Consider the following 19,463-nt stretch of genomic DNA (forward strand, 5'->3'; position numbering starts at 1 on the left):
GGGAGGCGTTATCATGGAGGGTAGATGAAGGACGTCTTGCGCCTGGAACTTCCCGTGCTTCCCCTCAGGAACACCGTGATCCTCCCCCACACCACCACCGGGGTGGACGTGGGCCGGCCCAAGAGCAAACGGGCGGTGGAGGAGGCCTTGAACGCCGACCGCTACCTCTTCCTGGTAACCCAGAAGGACCCCGAGGTGGACGACCCCACCCCGGAGGACCTCTACCCCGTGGGCACCCTGGCGGTGGTCAAGCAGGCCATGCGCCTACCCGACGGAACCCTCCAGGTGATGGTGGAGGCCAGGAACCGGGCCCGCTTGGTGGCCTACGTGGCCGCCCCCTACCTGAGGGGCGTGGGGGAGGTGCTTCCCGAGCCCCCCCTTCAGGACCCCCACCTGGCCCGGGTTTTGGTGAACGAGGTGCAGGAGGCCTTTGAACGCTACCTGCAAAACCACAAGACCCTCCGCCTGGACCGCTACCAGCAGGAAGCGGTCAAGAGCACCTTGGACCCCGCCATCCTGGCGGACCTGGTAACCCATCACGCCACCTGGAGCCTGGAGGAAAAGCAGCAAATCCTGGAAACCCCGGAGGTGGAGGAAAGGCTTAAGAAGGTGCTGGCCCTGCTCCTAAGGGACCTTGAGCGCTTTGAACTGGACAAGAAGATCGCCGCCCGGGTCAAGGAGCAGATGGACCAAAACCAACGGGAATACTACCTCCGGGAGCAGATGAAGGCCATCCAGAAGGAGCTTGGTGGCGGGGAGGACTTCCTAAGCGAAATCGAGGAGCTCCGGGAGCGCATAGAAAAGAAGGGCATGCCCGAGGGGGTGAAGGAAAAGGCCCTAAAGGAGCTGAAGCGCCTGGAGCGCATGCAGCCCGGCTCCCCCGAGGCCACGGTGAGCCGCACCTACCTGGACTGGCTTCTGGAGGTTCCCTGGACCGAAGCCGACCCCGAGGTCCTGGACATCGCCGTCACCAAGCGGGTCCTGGACGAGGACCACTATGGCCTTAAGGACGTGAAGGAGCGCATCCTGGAGTACCTGGCGGTGCGCCAGCTCACCCAGGGCAAGGAGGTCCGGGGCCACGCCCCCATCCTCTGCTTCGTGGGCCCCCCAGGGGTGGGCAAGACCTCCTTGGGCAAGAGCATCGCCCGCAGCATGAACCGCAAGTTCCACCGCATCTCCTTGGGCGGGGTGCGGGACGAGGCGGAGATCAGGGGCCACCGGCGCACCTACATCGGGGCGCTGCCGGGGAAGATCATCCAGGGGATGAAGCAGGTGGGGGTGGTGAACCCCGTCTTCCTGCTGGACGAGATCGATAAGCTCTCCTCCGACTGGCGGGGGGATCCGGCCTCGGCCCTTCTGGAGGTCCTGGACCCCGAGCAGAACCACACCTTTACCGACCACTACCTGGACGTGCCCTACGATCTTTCCCGGGTCTTTTTCATCACCACCGCCAACACCCTAAGCACCATCCCCAGGCCTCTCCTGGACCGGATGGAGGTCATTGAGATCCCCGGCTACACCCTGCCGGAGAAGCGCTCTATAGCCCGCCACTTCCGCTGGCCCTTCCAGGTGAAGGAGGCGGGCCTCGAGGGCCGGCTGGAGATCACCGACCGGGCCATAGAGCGCATCATCCAGGAGTACACCCGGGAGGCGGGGGTGAGGAACCTGGACCGGGAGCTCTCCAAGGTGGCCCGCAAGGCGGCCAAGGACTACTTGGAAAGCCCCTGGGAGGGGGTGCGGGTGGTGGATGCCCAGGACCTCGAGGCCTACCTGGGCGTGCCCAAGTACCGCCCCGACCGGGCGGAGAAGGCCCCCCAGCTGGGCGCGGCCCAGGGGCTGGCCTGGACGCCCTACGGGGGGGCTTTGCTGACCATAGAGGCGGTGGCGGTGCCGGGCACGGGCAAGGTGAACCTCACGGGGAACCTGGGGGAGGTGATGAAGGAGTCGGCCCACGCCGCCCTCACCTACCTGCGGGCCCACCGGGAGGAGTGGGGCCTGCCCGAGGGCTTCCACAAGGACTTTGACCTGCACATCCACGTGCCGGAAGGGGCCACCCCCAAGGACGGCCCCTCCGCCGGCATCACCATGGCCACCGCCCTGGCCAGCGCCCTCACGGGCCGCCCGGTGCGCATGGACATCGCCATGACCGGGGAGATCACCCTTAGGGGCAAGGTCCTGGCCATCGGCGGGGTCAAGGAGAAGCTCCTCGCCGCCCACCAGGCGGGCATCTTCCGGGTGATCCTGCCCAAGGAGAACGAGCCGGAGCTCAAGGAGGTGCCGGAGGAGATCCTCAAGGACCTGGAGATCACCTTCGTGGAGGAGGTGGGGGAGGTGTTGCGCCTTCTCCTCCTGCCTCCCGCCCCGCCCCCGGTGCCCCCCGCCGACCGGCCCCAGCCGAGCGCCGGCGCCTAAACCTCCACCGCCTGGCCCAAAGGGGCCAGGACCCGCAGCGCCCCCGGAACCGGCCGGTGGGCTTGGAGGTACAGCTCCGCCAAGCCCCGGGTTCCCAGGCCCAGGCGGTAAACCCCGGGGGGCAGGAGGAAGAGATGGTCCAAAGGCGCTTGGGGAAGCACGGCTCCCCAGAACAACCCCGCCCTAGCCTCCGTGGGCAGGAAAAACACGCCCCGCCCCTCCCCCAGAAGGCGCAGGGGAAAGGCTTGGGCATCCACCCCAAGCCCCAGGGGAAGCTCCTGGTAAACCTGCCCAGAAAGGCGCACCACCGCGGGTTCTTGCAAAACCAACGGGACCTCCACGGGCTCGCCATCCAAGGAAACCAGGGTAAGGGGCTCAGGAACCTCCAAGGGCAAGGAAGGCCCCAGGCCTAAAAGAAGGGTTTGCGGGGGAAAGTCCGACCAGGGAAAGCCCGGGTCTGCGACTACCTTCCGCCACTCCTTCAAGGCCTTGGCCAGGGCCTGGATCTCCACGGGTTCCCCCGCCCGGCTGCGGTGGTAGGCCTCCGCCACCGGGTCCTTGAGGCCTCGGAACACCTCCGCCATGCGCTGGTGGCAACGGAGGCATTCCCCCAGGGAACGCTGGGCCGCCAGGTAGGGGCGAAACTGAGGTTCTCTAAAGCGGTACCGCCCCTCCGCGAAGACCAACCAACCCCGGTTTTCCAGCTCGTCCAGGTGCTGCGCCAGGCCAAGCCCCTCCGCCAGGGCATAGGGGAAGGCCCCAGGGTGTAGGGAAAGGATCTCCAAGGCCCTTCGCCCCTCCAAGGAAAGGTGGCGGGCCTCGAGGGCCACCATGGCCCGCACCCTTTGGGGCAGGGCCGAGGGATCCCTCATGGCCAAAAGTTCCTGCAACACTTCCGGGCGGCCTCCGCTGGCCAGGTAGTAACGGGCCGCCTCCATAAAAGGCAGGTTGCGGAGAAAGAGGCGGCGAGCCTCGGAAAACTCCAGGCGAGGAACCCTTAAGACCCGGGTGATCTCCGCGGGGAAGCGGGCCCGCAAGGCCAGGAGAAAGGCCGGATCCTCCCCAAAAAGGCTCCTGGCCACCACCAAAACCTGCCCACGAGAGGGCTTAAGGCGAAGGGCTTCCTCCTGGGGGGGCAAAGGGTCCGCAAGGTAAAAGACCCCCGCCCCCTGGCCCAGCCCCTCGTGGAAGGGCAGGCCCAGGGTTTCTGCCAGCTTCCGGGCTAAGGCCCTTCGCCCCGACCCAGGGGGACCGATGAGCACCACCAAGGCCGGAGGCCGCACCCCTTGGAGCCGCTCGGGAAGGGAAAGGGGGTCCTCTGGAACCCCAAGGCGGGCCCTTTGCAGGTGCAGCCAGTCGTCAAAGGAGGGGGAGAGGTCCTCGAGGCCCTCCAACACCTCCTCACCCCCTGGAGTGCGATCCAGCTCCACCCCCGGGGGAAGTTCCAGGACCCTTCCCTGAAAGGTCCCCTGCCCGAAAACCCTGCGGAGGTGGGTAAGCTCCACCCTCAGGTTCTGTAGGGCCGCCCCGTGGCCCCATAGGAGGTCTGCCAGCTTCTCCCGGCGGGTGGGCCCCTCGAGGGCCAGGTAGTAGAGGATGGCCAGGGCCTTCCGCCGCAGGGGAAGCGGACCCAAGGGTCCTTCCGCCCTGGCGGGACCGTAGAGGGGTAACCGGACCTTCATGGCTTCCTCTTCCCGTTAACCCTAACGTTAAGAAACCGTTAAGAACCCTCTCACCCCTGGCCTTAAGTTTAACGCCCCCAGATCAACCCGGCGTCAAAAAAGCACATCCCCCCTTAACGCCCCCTTAACGCTCCCCTGCCTAGCCTCCTAGGCGAAAGGAGGTGGGACGGTGAGGCTTGGGTCATGGGTGTGGCTCCTGCTCCCCTTCATCCTAGGGGCAGCCGGCCCCCAAGCCTCCTTGCGGCTGGAAGTTCGGATTCCGGAACGCGCGGCCCTGGTGTTGGAACCCCCAGCGGTAGGTGGGCAAGCGGCAGGCCCCTTGTGGGCCAGCAGGGGGGGCGGAGGGAAACCCAGCCAACCCCCCTACTGCCCTCGGGACCCCAGCGACCCCACCCTTTGCCTGCGGGATCCCGTGGTGGTCTTTGACCTCCGGTGCGCCACCTTGGGTCCTGTGCCCCCCCATTGCGTGGGGCTTTATGGGGGGGATGGCCGCTTCCTGGACGAGGAGGGACGCCCCTACCCTCCCCTTCTCCTGGACGGGGAGGGCCGGGTGATCCCTGGGTCCAAGCGCTTCCCCCAGTACTTCACCCACCCCTCCATGCGGCTCCACGTCTTCACCCAAAGGCGGCACTGGGCCCTTTCCGTGGCCTTTGAGACCGAGCCCATTAGCCCGGAGGGTGCGGTGCTGGACGCCAGCCACTTCGCCATGCACTCCGTCCTCACGGGGCGGGGCGGCGCTCCGCCCACCCCCCAGTGGAAGTGCCTGGCCTACCACCCGGACTGGGACCGCCCCCCCTCCCACATCTGCCCGGCGCCTTCCGGCCCGGAGGGCGGGGTGCTCCTGGAGGAGGTCACCGACCATCCCGGGGGCTGGCAGTCGGTCACCCTGGGGATCAAGCTGCGGCTGGACGGTTCCGAGGCACCAGGGGAGTACGAGGGTTGGCTGGTCTACACCCTCACGCTCCTTTAGGAGGATTTTCGGCATGAGGCTTCTCGGTTTCTCAGCGAAAGTAAAGGAGGAGACCATGAGGAAGTGGCTGATTCTGGCTCTGGCCCTGGCCCTGGCGGTGGGCTACGCCCAGGTGAACTTCCCCTCGGAAGGCGACCTGGATGGGGAGCTTGAGGAGCTCTGGGACGACAACCACGACCAGGCGGCGGTGAAGGAAAAGGTGAAGGTGATCATCCCGCCCCGCTACGCCCTCCACCTCACCGAGGACGAGTGGAACCTGAACCTGAATGAACCCCCTGAGGCACCCGAGTCCTACACCTTTAACCCCTATGACCCCAAGCCTCCCGCGGAAGGGTGCTACCTGGTGCCCAAGACGGTGAAAAGCCCTGAGGATCTCATCAACTACGCCCTGGGTGGCGGCATCTTCCGTCCCATCGGGGCCTACCCGGCGGCCAAGGACTACGACAACGATGGCAAGCTCTCCGATGAGGAAAAGGGCACCCTCATCTGCGTGAACCACAAGATCCTGCAGAAGTTCTCCAACGACCCGGACGGCTGGCAGCTGAGCGTTTCCGTGACGGGCACGCCCGCAAGCGGCTTCGGCTGGTTTGGCCTGGCGGACCTGATCAACTACATGCCCATGGGTGGGTTCTACACCAACTCCCTGCCCTATGGCCCGGTGGCGGTGGCCCAGGGCAGCGGCCCCACGGGCGGCTGGCTGGACGACCTGATCGTGGAGGCTTTCTGGTTTGACGGCTCCGAGTTGGACGGCACCTACACCATTGACGTCACCTTCACCCTGGCGGGTCTCTAAAGGAGGTGGGCCATGCGGAAGCTTTTCCTTCTGGCGGTTAGCGCACTCCTGGCCCTGGCCTTGGCCAATGGCGGCGGCGAGGAGTGGAACGTGGGCGACCAGCAGGCCACCGTCACCGAGCGCATCAACCTCACCATCCCCCAGCGGGTGGCCCTGCACCTCACGGAGGACGAGTGGATCGTGGACCTGAATAACCCCGTGCCTGGGCAGAACGGCGAAGGGTGCTACCTGGTGCCCAAGGGGTACGAGGGGACCCTCGAGGACGCCATAGAAGACGCCTTGGCGGGCGCATTTACCCCCATCGACACCTACCCCGCCATCAAGGACCTGAACGGTAACGGCAAGATCGACGAGGGCGAGAAGGGCACCGTGATCTGCCTCAACCAGAAGGTCCTGCAGAAGTTCTGCAACAACGGGGACGGCTGCGAACTGGACCTCAAGGTGACCCGGACCGTGGGAGGCCCCTACTACGGCCAGGGGGGCGTTGTGGACGTGGCAGAAGACCTCAACCACGAGAAGTTCGTCCAGTTTAACGGCGTGGACGACGGCACCCCCTTGGAACTCCTTAAGGTCTTGGGCGAACGCCTCCCCGGCTGGCTGGACGACCTCATCATCGAGGCCTTCTGGTTTGACGGCTCCGAGGTGGCAGGCACCTACGAGTTCAACTTCCTCTTCCAGCTGGCTGCCCTCTAAAGCCTAAAGGCCGCCCCCGGGCTTCCGGGGGCGGCTTTTTCCCCACTAGAATCTAGCCATGAGAAAAACCCTTCCCCTGCTAGCCCTACTCCTCACCGCGGCCCAGGCCCAGACCGGGGTGGGGGTGAGCCCCCCCAGGGCCCTCTACCCCGCCACCCCTGGGGCCAGCCTCACGGGGAGCATCCTGGTGGACCACCCGGGCCGCAGCGGCACCCTGCAGGTGGAAACCCTCCTGCAGGACGTGCTCCTCCAGGCGGACGGCAGGCCCCTCTACCTGGACCCGGGCAGCCACCCCCGCTCCCTCACCCGCTGGCTCTCCGTGACCCCCCTGGCCTTTCTCCTGCAGCCCCAGGGCACCCAGGAGGTGCGCTACACGGTGCAGGTACCCGCCAACGCCCAGCCTGGCACGTACTGGGGCGTCATCTTTTTTGAATCGGCGCCGGCGGGAAGCCGCCAGGGCGCGGAAGGCCTGGGCATCCGGGTGAAGACCCGGGTGGGGCACGTGGTCTACGTGGAGGTGGGGCAGGTGAGCCGCTCGGGAAGGATCCAGGGCTTCCGCTACCTGCCGCCAAGCCGGGAAGGGCCGGCCCAGGTGCGCCTGGTCTTCCAGAACACGGGCACGGGCCTCCTGCGCCTGAAGGGACGGGTGGAGGTGCGCGACCTCCAAGGGGGGGTCTTGGCCCGGGGGGAGGTGCCGGAGACCGCCAGCCTCCCCGGGGCCACCCACGAGCTGCCGGCCCCGCTGGAAAAACCCCTGCCCGCGGGGCGCTACCTGGTCCTGGCGGTGCTGGACTACGGGAGCCCGAGCCTCATCGCCGGGGAAGGACGGATTGAGGTGAAGTGATGCGATCCTTGGCGCTGCCGCTACTTTTGGCCTGGGCCCTGGCCCAGGTGCCCATTGGGGTGAACCTGCCGGAAGGCACCAGCCTTTCCCTGAGCGCGGAGGAGGTGGTCTTTGACCTCACCCAAAGCCCCTACCCCCCGCCCAGCTTCCCTTACGCCTACGCCCCCACCCTTCCCCAAGGCCCCCTGACCCTGCGGCTTTTCACCAACCTCGAGGGGGGCTTCGCCGTGGAGGTGGAGGCTACCCCCCTCCTGGCGGAGAGCGGGGGGGAGATCCCCGCCAGCCAGGTGGAGTACCGCCTGAACGGCGGACCCTGGATCCCCCTGGGGCCCAAGGTGGTGCTCCTCACGGGAAGCGGGCCTACGGCGGGATACCAAAGCTACGTGCTGGAGTTCCGCCTGGTCCTCACGGGGCAGGAGGTGCCCGGGGTCTACCGGGGTAGCCTCCTCTTCACCCTAAGCCGGCTTTAGGCCATGCGCACCCTGGCCCTCCTCCTCCTTCTGGGCTTGGGGCTGGCCCTCGAGGCCCCCGAGGCCGTGGAGGCCCAGCCAGGGGGCTTCCTCAGCGTGCCCGTGCGGGGGGAAGGGCGCATCCAGGCAGCGGAGGTCCCCAGGGGCCTCATTCCCCTCACCGAGGGGGTGGAAGGGGAGGGGGTGCTGAACTTCCTGGTGGGCCTCGAGGCCCTGGCCGGGGAGCATACCCTGGTCCTTAAGGACGCGCGGGAAACCCGCATCGTGCGGGTGCGCATCCCCGTGCGGGCCGGCGTGGAGCTCCGGGTTCCCCCCGGGGCCGAGGGGGTGGAGGGGGAAAGCCTCAGCTACACCCTGAGCGTCCGCAACTCCGGCAACGCCCAGGACCGGGTGCGCCTCGAGGTGCGAAGCCTCCTTCCCTACCGGCTCTCCCAGGAGGTGCTGGAGCTGGCCCCAGGGGAGGCCAAGGAGGTCACCCTGGAGGTGCGCCTGGTGGGGCGCAACCGGGACACGGCCACGGTCTTCGCCTACTCGGGCCTGGACCCCAAGGTGCGGGCCTATGGGGTGCTGGAAACCGTGATCCAGCCCTTCGCCGGGGCGGAGAAGCTCTCCCGCCAGGCCCTCTACTACCGCTTCGGCCTCACGGGCCGGTACGGGCAGGGCGCCTTGGCCTACAACGTGGCGCTCAGCCTCTCCGGCGCCCTTTCCGATTACGTGCGCCTCGCCTCTAGCCTGGCCCTGAAGCCCGAGGGGCCTGTAGGGGAACTGGCCTTTTTCGGTGAGGGCTTCGCCCTGGACTTCCGGGGGTACCCGGGGGTCTACCGGCTGGACGGGGAGTTTGGGCCCTTCCAAGGCTACGCCGCCTGGGCGGGGGGCGGCCTGAGCGTGGGCGGCACCTACCAAGAAGGCCCGTGGCGGGTCTCAGGGCACGCGGGTGGGCTGGGCCAGCGCTTCAGCCTGGGCTATGCCTGGAAGGAGGGGGGGCTCACCCTGGTCCCCTACGGGGTGGCGAGCCGCCAGGCGGACCCCGAGGCGGTGCGGGCAGGGGTGGGCCTGGAGGGCGGGTGGGAACACCGCGACTTCAGCCTCTCGGGCAGGGCAGAATACCTGGACGGCTTCCGCCTCCGCTTGACGGGCGCCACCCGGTCCCAGGAGCCCTGGGGGCTGAAGGGCGAGGTGGCCTACGAGAGGGGAAAGCTCCAAGGCTCCGCCACCCTGAGCGCGCGCCTGGACGAGGCCACCACCCAGAACCTCTCCCTACGCTTGGCCGATAACCTCGGCCTTTTGTACACGCTGGCCTACCGCCCTCCCGGGCAGCCCTTCTCCCTCAGCGGCACCCTGGGTGCCCAAGGGGGCCTGGTGGTGGGCCTTTCCGGGCGCTACCGGGAAGGCGGGGTGGAGGTTGGGGGGACCCTGGGGCGCAACCCGCAGGGGCCCCATTTCTCCCTGTACGCCACCTACCGGGAGCGGGACTATGCCCTACAGGGGGGCTACACCGCCCTCCCCAGCGGCCGGCAGATCCAGCTCGCCGCACAGGGCGCCCTCCCCCCCTGGGAAGGCACCCTCAGCCTGGGCTACAACCTGGACCAAAAGCGCCCAGAGGCGCGCTTTGGCCTGGCCTACCGGGAAGGCGGCCTGGTCCTGGGGCTGGAGGGGGCCTATGCGGAGGGTGTCCTGAGGCTTTCGGCCCTGGGGGGCCTGGAGACCAAGGGGGGGTTTGACACCCCCGAGGCCCTGGTCCAGGCCTTTGGGGGCCGGGCCACGGGGTACGTGGAAGGGGTCGTCTTCCACGACCGGAACCGCGACGGGGTGAAGGGGATAGAAGAACCCCCCCTGCCCGGGGCCAAGGTGCAGGTGGGTAGTTTGGAAGCGGTCGCGGACGGGGAAGGACGGTACCGCCTGGAGCTCTACCCCGGGACCTACCGCCTGGAGGTGGGGGGCCTCGAGGCCAGCCTGGCCCTGCGCCGCCGGGCCGAGGTGCGGGTGGAGCGGGGAAGGACCCTCTCCCTGGACCTCCCCGTGGAGACGGTGGTGGGCTTTATGGGACAGGTCTACCTGGACGAAAACCGCAACGGCCAAAAGGACGAGGGGGAAGTTCCCCTCCCCTACGTGCGGGTGAGGCTCCAAGGAGCCGAAACCCGCACCGCCTTGGCCGACGGCAGGGGGGTGTTCGTCATGGGTGGCCTGCTCCCGGGGAGCTACACCCTGAGCCTGGACCCAGCCAGCCTGGACAAGCTGCAAGAGCCCGGCGAACCCGTGGCCTTGGACCTAAAGCCCGGCCCCTTGCCCCAGGTCCTCCTGGCCGCCAGGCCGGTGGTGCGGGAGATCGTGCGCACCCTCACCGAGGAGAGCCTGGCCGTGGTCCTGGGGCCCCTGCCCGCGGTACTGCCGCCAGGGGCGGAGCTTCCCCTAAGGGTCCAGGTGCAAGGAGGGCCCAGCCGGGTCTGGGCCGAGCTTGGGGGGCGCACCTACCCCCTGAGCCCCCTGGAGAAAGGGCTTTACGGGGCTTACCTCCCGGTGGAGGACCCGGGGAGCCTGGAGCTGAAGGTGGTGGCCGAACGGGGAGCCGAGCGGGCCGAGGCCGGGGCCTACCTCACCGTGCGCCCTGGCCCCTTGGCCACCCTTCTGGTGACCCCGGCCCTTTTGGACCCGGGAGAGGAGGTGCGCCTCGAGGCCCGGCTCCTGCGGCGGGCAAACCGGGTGGAGGTGCGCCTAGGACCCCTCATCGTCCCCCTAGACCGGGTGGACGACCTCACCTTCCGCGGCACCCTCCTGGCCCCCAAGACCCCTGGAAGCTACGAGCTGGAGCTTTACCTGGACGGCACCCGGGCCACCACCGCCCGCATCCGGGTGCGGGACTGAGTACCCCGTCGTGGGGCCCCCAAGGGGCCAAGCCCGCTCCTTCCCCCCGGGGCAGGGGGCTCAGGGGAGCTCCTCCTTGCGGTTGGCGTTGAGGTAGACCTGGGCCCCAAACCGCTCCACCACCTCCTCTGCGGGCACGTAGGTGGCCCCCAAGGCCTCCATCACCCGCCGGAGGAGAAAGTCCCCCTCCCGAAGCTGCCTTTCCACCTGGGGCAGGCAGTCCTTGTGGTAAAAGGCCATGAGGGGCTCCAGATGGCCTTCGGGGTTGTAGGCCACCACCACCGGGTAGGGGGAGGTGCGGGCGCGCTCCCAGAGGAAGCCCCAGTAGGCTGGCGTTAGGAAGGGGAGGTCCGTGGCCGCCACCGCCACCCAGGGGAACCGGGCGTGGACGAGGGCGGAGTGCAGGCCGGAAAGGCTATCCGCCCCTGGCCAAAGGTCGGGGTACACGGGCACCCCGAAGCCGGGGTACGGCCGGTTGGCCACGATGAAGCGCTCCCCCGCCTCCTCTAGGCTATCCAAGACCCATTGCAGAAGGGGCTTACCCCGGTAGGGGTAAAGGGCCTTATCCTCCCCGAACCTGCGGGAAAGCCCCCCGGCGATCACCGCCCCCGAGTACACGCTTACCATCCTAGGCCCTCAAGAAGCCTTTTCGCCAACCAGGGAGCGTAAAGAAACCCCGTGGAGCCCAAACCCGTCAGGGCAAAACCGCCCTCCACGGGGAAAAGGTAGGGAAGGTCCGCCCCTTGAAGGGCACGGGGCCCATCCCCCGGGGCCTCCCCCTTGCCGGAGGGCTCAGGGGGATGGGCCAACCGGAAACGCATCCCCCGCCAGGCCGAGGCCACCTGGGGCCGGTAACCCAAAAGGGCCTCCGCACCCTTCAGGAGCCACTCCGCCTCCCCTTCCGTGGGGGGCGGAGCCTCTGGGGCAGTCTGGTGGGGGAGGTAGCTTCCCCCAAGGACGTTCCCTGCCAGGTAGACCCGGTAGCTGATGGCCCGGGGGAAGTAGTCCAAAAGGGTGAGCACCAGCCCCGGAATGTACCGGCCCGAAAGGCCTAAAAGATGAGCCCCCTGGCCTCCACCCGCATAGACCAGCACCTCCCCAAAGACCTTTGCCCCACCCTCCAAGACCAAATAGGGGGGCTCCCAGGCCAAAACCCGGGCCTTAAGGAGGGGAAGCCCCTGGGCAAGCCTCTCCAACAAGGGCCTGGGCTCTAGCCAGAAGGCCTCCTCCAGCCAAACGCCCCCCTTCTCCCAGGTGTGCTTAAGCCCCCCAAGCCGGGAGGCCACCTTCCCCCTCTCCCCTTCCGGCACCGGGCGGTACACGCCCAGGTGTAGGGGCACGAAGCGGCCATAGAAGCTCAGGGCCGCCTCGAGGGCCTCCTCCCCCCTCCTCGCCAGGGTAAAGCGCGTGCCCCGCAAGGGGTTGACCAAGGCCACGGGCACCCGGCTGGCCTCCCCCAGGCCCTGGGCCACCACCAAGACCCGGTGGCCCTTCTCCCTAAGGAGCCGGGCGGCGGTAAGCCCCACCACCCCGGCCCCCAGGACCACCACCTCGGCTTCCCCCCTTAACCCCGCCATCCCCTCCTCCCCTAACCGGCCCAGGATGAGGTCTTGGAAAAGGCCTTGCCGGGGCCCACTTCCCCCCGGGTTGAAGCGGCCCCCTCTCGGCGCCTAACCAGACCGGGGCGGGGTAGGGTAAAACCGGTACCCCTCCCCCTCCTCCTGGCAAAGCCCCCTCTCCCTAAGGCCTTGGAGAAGCTCCTGGGCCTCCCCTTGGGACAGGAAGGGCCTCAGGTCCTCTGGGCGCAAGAAACCGCCCCTCCGCCAGGCTTCCCTCATGGCGAGCCGCTCCAGGGCTACCCGGGAAGGCCCCCTGGACAGGATCCTCCCCTGCCAGTGGAGTAGGCCCAGGTACACGGGCAGGGAAAGCCAAAGGGCCAGGAGAAAACCCCCAGGGCTGAAGCGAAAACTGGCAAAAAGGAGCAGGAAAAGGGCCAAAGCCCCGCTCAACGGCAAAAGGTGCCGGCCCACGCTCCCTCCTAGGCCACGGGCAGGGGGATGGGGGCAGGCTCCCGGGCCCCCACCACCTCCCCAAAGAGCAGGTGCGGGGTGGCCTGCTTGATCTCCACCTGGTAGAGCCCAGGGGTGGGAGCCTGGTGGGCGGGGACCAGGACCGGGTGGTTCCCCCGGTCATGCCCCTGCGCGTACCCCTCCTCCTTGGCCACGCCCCGCACCAGGACCTCCACGGTCTTCCCCACCCACCCCAGGTTGCGGCGGTAGCTCCACTCCTTCTGCTTCTCAATGAGGCGCTGGAGCCTTTCCACCTTCACCTCCCGGGGCAGGTCCTGGAAGTGCTTGTAGGCAGGGGTTCCAGGCCGCGGGGAGTAGATGAACATGTACGCCTGGTCGTAGCCCACCTCGTCGTAAAGGGAAAGGGTTTCCTGGAAGTCCTCCTCCGTCTCCCCAGGAAAGCCCACGATGATATCCGTGGAAAGCACCGCATCCGGCAAAACCTCCCGGATCCTCCGGATGCGCTCCAGATACTGCGCCCGCCGGTACTCCCGGGCCATGCGGCGGAGCACCCGGTCCGAGCCCGACTGCACCGGCAGGTGGATGTAGCGGGTGATGGCGGGGGTTTCGGCGATGGCCTCGAGGATGTCGTCGGTGAAGTTCACGGGGTGGCTGGTGAGGAAGCGCACCCGGGGGATGCCCATCCGCCCCACCATCCTCAAGAGTTCGGCAAAGGAGGGGAAGCCCGGCTGGTCCTTGCCGTAGGAGTTCACGTTCTGCCCAAGGAGGGTGACCTCCACCACCCCCGCCGCCTTCAGCTGCTCGATCTCCTTCAGGATCAGGTCCGGGTGGCGGGAAACCTCGGGCCCCCGGGTGGTGGGCACGATGCAGTAGGTGCAGTGGTGGTTGCACCCCCGGATGATGGTCACGTGGGCGGACAGGGCCCCCTTGGGAGGAGGGGGGATGTAGTCCAAAAGGTCCTCCTTAAAGGTGAGGTCCCAGAAGCGCCCGTTCCCCTTCAAGGCCTCCGCCAAGGAGGTGAGGGCCCCGGGGCCCAAGAGCACGTCCACCCCGAACTTCCGGGCCATCTGCTGGCCCTCGTCCAGCTGGGCCAGGCAACCCATGAGGCCCACAAGGAGGCCCCGGCGCTCCTTCTCCTTCCGGAGCTGACCCAAAAGGGAGCGCACCTTCTCCACGGGCTTGCCGCGGACGGCGCAGGTGTTCACCAGGACGAAGTCCGCCTCCTCCACCGAGTCCACCAACTCCCACCCCAGGCTCACCAGCTCGCTTTGCACCAGGTGGGAATCGTACTCGTTCATCTGGCATCCGAAGGTAATGATGTGGGCGCGCATATGCCTCCTAGGGCGACCGGGGGGATCCCGGGCCCGTCCTTTCAGTGTAGCAAGCCCCAAGCCCGCGAAGCCACCCGGTCCCCACGCCCCCTTCCCAATAACCGCAACACCCCCCGGCCACGCTACCGGGGGGTGAAGCTTTGCGTCCTGATGCTGGTGGCGGCGGTGGGACTCGAACCCACGACACCACGATTATGAGTCGTGTGCTCTGACCACCTGAGCTACGCCGCCCTAGGCGCACCAGGCACTCCCCATCTTAGGGGAGGGCCCCCAAGCGGTCAAGGCTCAAAGCCGATGTGGTCCATGAACGCAGGAAGGGTCTCCGCAGCGAAAAGCTCCAAGAAGGCTTCCACCGCCCCCAGGCTCACCCCACCCGTGAGGTCCAGGTCGGACTCCACCCACACCGTCCCCTCCTCGTCCAAAAAGGCCCGGCTGAAGCGGCGTTCGCGGTTCCAAGCGTTCACCGCCTCGAGGCCCAAGGGCTTTGCCAAGGTGAAGCCGGCGCTTAGGGTGAGAACCCCGCAGCGCTCCTCCTGGCAATAGTCCAAGGAGAGCCAAACCTTCTCCAGGCCGGCCATCTCCAGACGGAACTCCCGGAGGTCCGTCTTTTCGTAGGCCCAGCCCGCCCCCTTCAACACCTCTTCCGTCTCGGCGGGTGTCAAGCCCTTGACCAGGGCCTGCCCCCAGGCCAATCCCAAAAACAGCAATCCCGCCAGCCACACCCTCATAAAACCCCTTTTCCGTCCCGACCAGGCCAGAGGCTACCTTGCAGGACCCCTTTAGCCTACACGATCCCCTGCTCCTTCAGAAAACGCCCCTCGCGGAAGCGGTCCAGGCGAAAGGGGCGGATGTCCAGACTCTGGGCCTGCCCGTGGACCACCTCCTCGGCCATGAGCCTCCCCACCATGGCCGCCTGCTGCACCCCGTGGCCGGAAAAGCCCGCCGCCACCAAAAGCCCCTCCTCCACGAAGCCCAGGATGGGGTTCTGGTCCGGGGTCACCTCGTAGTAACCCCACCAGCTGGCCCTCCGGTCCAGGGCGAGCCCCTCCAGGAAGGGGAAGCGGGAAAGGCCCGCCTCGAGGGTGGGCCCTAGCCATTCCCAGTCCATCCCCTCCCGGAAGCCCGGGGGCTCCGCGGGGTTGGAGCGGCCCAGGAGGAGCCGGGGCCCCTCCGAGCGCAGGTAGAAGCCGGTGGCCAGGTCGATGGTGAGGGGGAAGGCGTGGGGGAAAGGGGCAGGCGCCGTGGCGAAGACCATGCGGCGCACCGGGTAGACGGGAAGGTGCATCCCCAGCCTCCGCCCCACCTCCCCCGTCCAGGCCCCGGTGCAAAGGAGGAGAAAGGGGGCCTCCCACTCCCCCTTGGGCGTTCTCACCCGCCACACGCCCTTGCCCCTGCGGGCCGAGAGCAAGGGCTCAGAAAAGCGCACCTCGGCCCCCAGCCGCCTGGCCTCCCGCAGGTAGTAGGCGGTCACCCCATGGGGGTCGATGACCCCGTCCATGGGGCCAAAGGTGGCGTAGGCCAAGCCCTCCTCCCGGAAGGGCACATGGGCCTGGGCCTCCGCCAGGGAAAGTTTGGCCACCGGGACCCCCAAGGCCCGCTGGGTGGCCAAGGCTTCCTCCTGGACCCCCGCCAACCCCTGGGGCACCAGGAAGAGGTAGCCGATGGCCCGGTAACCGGCCTCGGGGATTTTCTGGTACTCCAGGATGGAATGGTAGGAAAGAAGGATGTTCAGGGGCTCGGAAAACTGCACCCGCACCCCGGCGGCGCTCTTCCCCGTGGAGCCCTGGGCAAAGGTGGCCTCCTTTTCCAAAACCAAGACCCTTAGCCCCGCCTCGGCCAAGCGGTAGGCACAGGCCGACCCCACGATCCCCGCCCCCACCACCAGGGCCTCCGGCATGCCCCTAGTCTAAGCGGGGGTTGCCCCAAGGGGAGGGAGGCTCTTCTTGGAGTCCGGCCGTGGCGCACGCCACGCGGGGGCCCCCAGGACACCTTTCCCCCCCAAAGAGGGTATGCTATGCCCCGGAGGTAAGCCATGGCCTACAAGCACATCCGGATCCCCGAGGACGGCGAAAGGATCACCATCCAAGGCGGGGTGCTCCAGGTTCCTGAGCGCCCCATCATCGGCTTCATCGAGGGGGATGGCACGGGCCCGGACATCTGGAGAGCGGCCCAGCCTGTGCTGGATAGGGCGGTAGAGAAAGCCTACGGCGGCAAGCGCAGGATCGCCTGGGCGGAGATCTACGCCGGGGAAAAGGCCAATGCGGTCTACGGGGAACCCATCTGGCTTCCCGAGGAGACCCTGGAGTTCATCCGGGAGTACCTGGTGGCCATCAAGGGCCCCCTGACCACCCCGGTGGGCGGGGGCATCCGCTCCATCAACGTGGCCCTGAGGCAGGAGCTGGACCTCTACGCCTGCGTGCGCCCGGTACGCTGGTTTAAAGGGGTGCCAAGCCCGGTGAAGCACCCGGAGCTGGTCAACATGGTCATCTTCCGGGAAAACACCGAGGACATCTACGCCGGGATTGAGTGGCCTGCGGGCAGCGAGGAGGTCAAAAAGGTCCTGGACTTCCTCCAGCGGGAGTTCCCCAAGGCTTACGCCAAGATCCGCTTCCCCGAAACCTCGGGCATCGGCATCAAGCCGGTTTCCAAGGAGGGCACGGAGCGCCTGGTGGCCGCGGCCATTGAGTACGCCATCAAGGAGGACCTCCCCAGCGTCACCCTGGTGCACAAGGGCAACATCATGAAGTTCACGGAAGGGGCCTTCCGGGAGTGGGGCTACGCCCTGGCCCGGGAAAAGTACGGGGCCGTACCCCTGGACGGGGGCCCTTGGCACGTGCTGAAGAACCCCCGGACCGGCCGGGAGATCGTCATCAAGGACATGATCGCCGACAACTTCCTGCAGCAGATCCTCCTCCGCCCCGACGAGTACTCGGTGATCGCCACCTTGAACCTCAACGGGGACTACATCTCCGACGCCCTGGCCGCCCAGGTGGGCGGGATCGGCATCGCCCCGGGGGCCAACATCAACTACCTCACGGGGCATGCGGTCTTTGAGGCCACCCACGGCACCGCCCCCAAGTACGCGGGCCAGGACAAGGTGAACCCCTCCAGCGTCATCCTCTCCGGGGAGATGATGCTCCGCTACCTGGGCTGGAACGAGGCCGCCGACCTCATCCTCCAGGCCATGGAGCGCACCATCGCCAAGGGGCTCGTCACCTACGACTTCCACCGCCTCCTCCAGGCGGAGGGGAAGCCCGCCACCCTCCTCAAGACCAGCGAGTTCGGCCGGGCCCTGATCGAGCACATGTAGGGCCACCCCCAGGCATCGGCCCCTAGCCAAGGGCGAAGCGGGCCTCGAGGCGGGTCAGGTCCGCCTCCAGGAAGCGGAGGGTGACCTCCGCGTCCAGGGGTAAGGGCCTGGGCAAGGCCACCTGGGCGCTTAGACCCAGCTCCGGCAAGAGGAAAACCCCCTGCCCTCCCCTCTTCTCCACCAAGACCCCCCTTCCCTCGTACCCCTTCTCCATCAGCCAGACCAGGGTCCAGTGGAGCTTGCTCTTCCTTTCCCCCTCCCGCACCATATCGGCCATGGCCTCCGCCGCCCCCACCCGCTCCAGGAGCTCCTCCTGGGAAAGGGGTTTTCCCCCCTTGAGCCAGGCCCTCAGCTGCTGGTGGGCCACCAGGTCCAGGTAGCGCCTCAGGGGGCTCGTCACCTGGGCGTAAAGGGGAAGGCCTAGGCCCTTGTGGGGGGCGGGCACCGCCTTGAGCTGGGCCCTCTTCAGGGCCTTCCGCTGCTCCCACATGGCGGCGAGGCCCTCCCCTTCCACCCTCCGGGAAGGGGCCTCCTGGGTGGCGAAGGGAAAGGGCAGGCCCTCCCTGAGGGCCAGGTGGGCGGCGGCGTAGCCCGCCAGGAGCATGGCCTCCCGCACCCAGAGGCGGCTCTCGTAGGGGAGCAAGGGGGTGAGGCGCACCTCCCCCTCCTCCAGGCGCACCTTCACCTCTGGAAGGCTGAGGTCCAAGGCCCCCTGGGCCAGGCGCCTGCGGTGAAAGGCCTGGGCCAGTTCCGCCAAGGGCCCAAGGGCAGGCTCCCCCAGGGCCTCCCGGTAGGTGAGCCGCCGCACCCGGACCCAGGAGGGGTAAAGGCGCTCCTCCAGAAGCTCCCCCTCCTCGGAAACCCAAAGCTCAAAGGTGAGGGCGGGGGACACCGGCTGAAGGCCCAGGCCCAGGCGCTCGGTGGCCGCCTGGGGCAGCATGGGCACCGTGCCCTCGGGGAGGTAAAGGTTGGCCCCGCGGCGGAGGGCCTCCAGGTCCAGGGGGCTTCCCGGAGCTACCAGGGCGGCCACGTCCGCCACGTGGACCAGAAGGCGGAAGCCCTCCGGCACCCGCTCGGCATAGACGGCGTCGTCCGGGTCCTGGCTTCCCTCGTCGTCTATGGCGAAGGCAGGAAGGTGGGTGAGGTCCTCCCGGGCCTCCTCCGGCAGGGGGGGTAGGGACAGGTCCGGAGGGGTCAGGGGCAGACCCAGCCGCCTGGGGTGAGGGTTTTCCCACCGCCAAACCCCCAGGCGGAGGAGGAGGGCGTGGGCCGCCTCCGGGGTCTCGGGAAGGGCCAAGGCCTTGAGCACCCGGCTTTCCCTTCGCTCCCCCAGGGCCATGGCCTCCACCTCCTGGACCAAGGGGCGGTCCTCCGGGGCCAAAAGGCCTTGGCGCAGGCGGGCCACCCCTTCGGCAAACCGCCGCTCCCTTTCCTCCCGCTCCCTTTTGGCCTCGAGGAGGGCCTCCACCTCCTCCCGTGTCCGGGCCCGCACCCTTCCCCCCTCCAGGAGGAAGCGCTCCCCCCTCTGGGCCAGGAGGTAGGCCCCGTAGGCCGCTTCCGGCGTGAAGGCCCCATAGACCAGCTCGGCCAGCTCCCTGAGGCTCACCGCCTGGCCCTGCAGGAGCTCCCAGGCGGCCTCCTCCTCCCCTTGAGGCACCTTGAGGTCCAAGGAGGCCGGCCCCGGATGGAGCCAGAGGACATCCTTGGGGCGCACCCTGGCCCGTTCCCCCCCGGGAAGGGTGAGTTCCAGCCTGTCCCCTTTTTCCTCCGCCAAGGCGGGCTTGCCCTTGTAGATGACGAGCGCGGCCACGCCCCCAAGGATACCCTACGGCCCGCCCTTATCCCCCACCCCGAGGGAGACCCCCTGTTGCTCCCAGGAAGCCCCTCGTCCGCGAAAGGATCCCTCGGAAGCCCTCTGGTAGCACCCCGCCAAATCCCCCTCGGGAAACCCAGGCCCACCTCCCATGCCCCGATGGCCCACCCCCGGGCAGGAACTGAAGGCAAGCCCTCCCCGGATGGCTCATGGGTTCTAAGTGCTGGCGCATAGAGGTTGCCGCAATGGGCAG

Annotated in this window: 16 protein-coding genes and 1 tRNA gene; 8 read left to right on the forward strand and 9 right to left on the reverse strand. The window is 68.0% G+C overall.

Annotation, left to right across the window (positions count from 1 at the left end; all coding sequences use genetic code 11):
• Nucleotides 1-24: 24 nt before the first annotated feature.
• Nucleotides 25-2,412: an endopeptidase La gene (gene lon / locus BS74_RS07685; protein ID WP_038057607.1), complete on the forward strand. Its 2,388-nt coding sequence runs from the start codon at nt 25-27 to the stop codon at nt 2,410-2,412.
• Here lon and BS74_RS07690 read toward each other — a convergent pair.
• A complete protein-coding gene (locus BS74_RS07690) occupies nt 2,409-4,094 on the reverse strand; it encodes a hypothetical protein (protein ID WP_038057609.1) in 1,686 nt (561 codons plus the stop codon). The genes lon and BS74_RS07690 overlap by 4 nt on opposite strands.
• Before the next feature lie 412 nt (nt 4,095-4,506).
• Here BS74_RS07690 and BS74_RS07695 point away from each other — a divergent pair, with 412 nt between their 5' ends.
• From BS74_RS07695 to BS74_RS07720, 6 genes are read left to right on the forward strand one after another with little or no spacing between them, the layout of a single operon-like run.
• Nucleotides 4,507-5,064 carry a hypothetical protein gene (locus BS74_RS07695; protein ID WP_245606094.1) on the forward strand — a complete coding sequence of 186 codons (558 nt, stop codon included), beginning with the start codon at nt 4,507-4,509 and terminating at the stop codon, nt 5,062-5,064.
• A gap of 55 nt (nt 5,065-5,119) precedes the next feature.
• Nucleotides 5,120-5,857: a hypothetical protein gene (locus BS74_RS07700; protein ID WP_038057613.1), complete on the forward strand. Its 738-nt coding sequence runs from the start codon at nt 5,120-5,122 to the stop codon at nt 5,855-5,857.
• A gap of 12 nt (nt 5,858-5,869) precedes the next feature.
• Nucleotides 5,870-6,550 (forward strand): hypothetical protein, encoded by a 681-nt coding sequence (locus BS74_RS07705; protein WP_038057616.1) that lies wholly within the window; start codon nt 5,870-5,872, stop codon nt 6,548-6,550.
• A 58-nt stretch (nt 6,551-6,608) separates the two neighbouring features.
• Entirely contained in the window at nt 6,609-7,394 is a 786-nt protein-coding gene (locus BS74_RS07710; protein WP_038057618.1) for a fimbrial biogenesis chaperone, read from the forward strand.
• The gene (locus BS74_RS07715) at nt 7,394-7,864 is read left to right on the forward strand and encodes a hypothetical protein (RefSeq protein WP_038057620.1); all 471 of its coding nucleotides are present in this window, start codon (nt 7,394-7,396) and stop codon (nt 7,862-7,864) included. Before BS74_RS07710 ends, BS74_RS07715 begins: the two co-directional genes overlap by 1 nt.
• 3 nt (nt 7,865-7,867) lie before the next feature.
• Nucleotides 7,868-10,726 carry a hypothetical protein gene (locus BS74_RS07720; protein WP_038057622.1) on the forward strand — a complete coding sequence of 953 codons (2,859 nt, stop codon included), beginning with the start codon at nt 7,868-7,870 and terminating at the stop codon, nt 10,724-10,726.
• A 60-nt stretch (nt 10,727-10,786) separates the two neighbouring features.
• On the opposite strand, the gene BS74_RS07725 is transcribed toward BS74_RS07720, so the two are convergent.
• The 7 genes from BS74_RS07725 to BS74_RS07755 all read right to left on the reverse strand — a co-directional run bounded on the left by BS74_RS07725 (nt 10,787) and on the right by BS74_RS07755 (nt 15,984).
• Nucleotides 10,787-11,344 carry a molybdenum cofactor guanylyltransferase gene (locus tag BS74_RS07725; RefSeq protein WP_038057624.1) on the reverse strand — a complete coding sequence of 186 codons (558 nt, stop codon included), beginning with the start codon at nt 11,342-11,344 and terminating at the stop codon, nt 10,787-10,789.
• A 2-nt stretch (nt 11,345-11,346) separates the two neighbouring features.
• Nucleotides 11,347-12,303, reverse strand: coding sequence for an FAD-dependent oxidoreductase (locus BS74_RS07730; RefSeq protein WP_038057626.1), 957 nt, complete (start codon nt 12,301-12,303; stop codon nt 11,347-11,349).
• 93 nt (nt 12,304-12,396) lie between these two features.
• Nucleotides 12,397-12,756, reverse strand: coding sequence for a hypothetical protein (locus BS74_RS07735; protein ID WP_038057629.1), 360 nt, complete (start codon nt 12,754-12,756; stop codon nt 12,397-12,399).
• Nucleotides 12,757-12,764: 8 nt separating this feature from the next.
• A complete protein-coding gene (miaB, locus tag BS74_RS07740) occupies nt 12,765-14,087 on the reverse strand; it encodes a tRNA (N6-isopentenyl adenosine(37)-C2)-methylthiotransferase MiaB (RefSeq protein ID WP_038057631.1) in 1,323 nt (440 codons plus the stop codon).
• 154 nt (nt 14,088-14,241) lie between these two features.
• Nucleotides 14,242-14,318 (reverse strand) — tRNA-Met (locus tag BS74_RS07745).
• Between the two features lie 47 nt (nt 14,319-14,365).
• Nucleotides 14,366-14,815, reverse strand: coding sequence for a YbjN domain-containing protein (locus tag BS74_RS07750; protein WP_038057633.1), 450 nt, complete (start codon nt 14,813-14,815; stop codon nt 14,366-14,368).
• 56 nt (nt 14,816-14,871) lie between these two features.
• Nucleotides 14,872-15,984, reverse strand: a complete 1,113-nt coding sequence (locus BS74_RS07755; RefSeq protein WP_038057636.1) for an NAD(P)/FAD-dependent oxidoreductase — start codon at nt 15,982-15,984, stop codon at nt 14,872-14,874.
• A gap of 135 nt (nt 15,985-16,119) precedes the next feature.
• Between BS74_RS07755 and icd the strand changes: the two genes are divergently transcribed.
• A complete protein-coding gene (gene icd, locus BS74_RS07760) occupies nt 16,120-17,397 on the forward strand; it encodes an NADP-dependent isocitrate dehydrogenase (protein WP_038057638.1) in 1,278 nt (425 codons plus the stop codon).
• Nucleotides 17,398-17,419: 22 nt separating this feature from the next.
• Here the strand turns inward: icd and BS74_RS07765 are convergent, their stop codons facing one another.
• On the reverse strand, nt 17,420-19,207 hold the full coding sequence (locus BS74_RS07765) for an RNB domain-containing ribonuclease (protein ID WP_038057640.1): 1,788 nt from the start codon (nt 19,205-19,207) through the stop codon (nt 17,420-17,422).
• Nucleotides 19,208-19,463 lie beyond the last annotated feature (256 nt).

Source organism: Thermus amyloliquefaciens (genome assembly GCF_000744885.1).
GTDB classification, from domain to species: Bacteria; Deinococcota; Deinococci; order Deinococcales; family Thermaceae; genus Thermus; species Thermus amyloliquefaciens.

Coding starts and splice junctions, on each gene's coding strand:
- lon (WP_038057607.1), top strand. CDS start 25: ATGAAGGACGTCTTGCGCCTGGAACTTCCCGTGCTTCCCCTCAGGAAC.
- BS74_RS07690 (WP_038057609.1), bottom strand. CDS start 4,094: ATGAAGGTCCGGTTACCCCTCTACGGTCCCGCCAGGGCGGAAGGACCC.
- BS74_RS07700 (WP_038057613.1), top strand. CDS start 5,120: ATGAGGAAGTGGCTGATTCTGGCTCTGGCCCTGGCCCTGGCGGTGGGC.
- BS74_RS07705 (WP_038057616.1), top strand. CDS start 5,870: ATGCGGAAGCTTTTCCTTCTGGCGGTTAGCGCACTCCTGGCCCTGGCC.
- BS74_RS07710 (WP_038057618.1), top strand. CDS start 6,609: ATGAGAAAAACCCTTCCCCTGCTAGCCCTACTCCTCACCGCGGCCCAG.
- BS74_RS07715 (WP_038057620.1), top strand. CDS start 7,394: ATGCGATCCTTGGCGCTGCCGCTACTTTTGGCCTGGGCCCTGGCCCAG.
- BS74_RS07720 (WP_038057622.1), top strand. CDS start 7,868: ATGCGCACCCTGGCCCTCCTCCTCCTTCTGGGCTTGGGGCTGGCCCTC.
- BS74_RS07730 (WP_038057626.1), bottom strand. CDS start 12,303: ATGGCGGGGTTAAGGGGGGAAGCCGAGGTGGTGGTCCTGGGGGCCGGG.
- miaB (WP_038057631.1), bottom strand. CDS start 14,087: ATGCGCGCCCACATCATTACCTTCGGATGCCAGATGAACGAGTACGAT.
- BS74_RS07750 (WP_038057633.1), bottom strand. CDS start 14,815: ATGAGGGTGTGGCTGGCGGGATTGCTGTTTTTGGGATTGGCCTGGGGG.
- BS74_RS07755 (WP_038057636.1), bottom strand. CDS start 15,984: ATGCCGGAGGCCCTGGTGGTGGGGGCGGGGATCGTGGGGTCGGCCTGT.
- icd (WP_038057638.1), top strand. CDS start 16,120: ATGGCCTACAAGCACATCCGGATCCCCGAGGACGGCGAAAGGATCACC.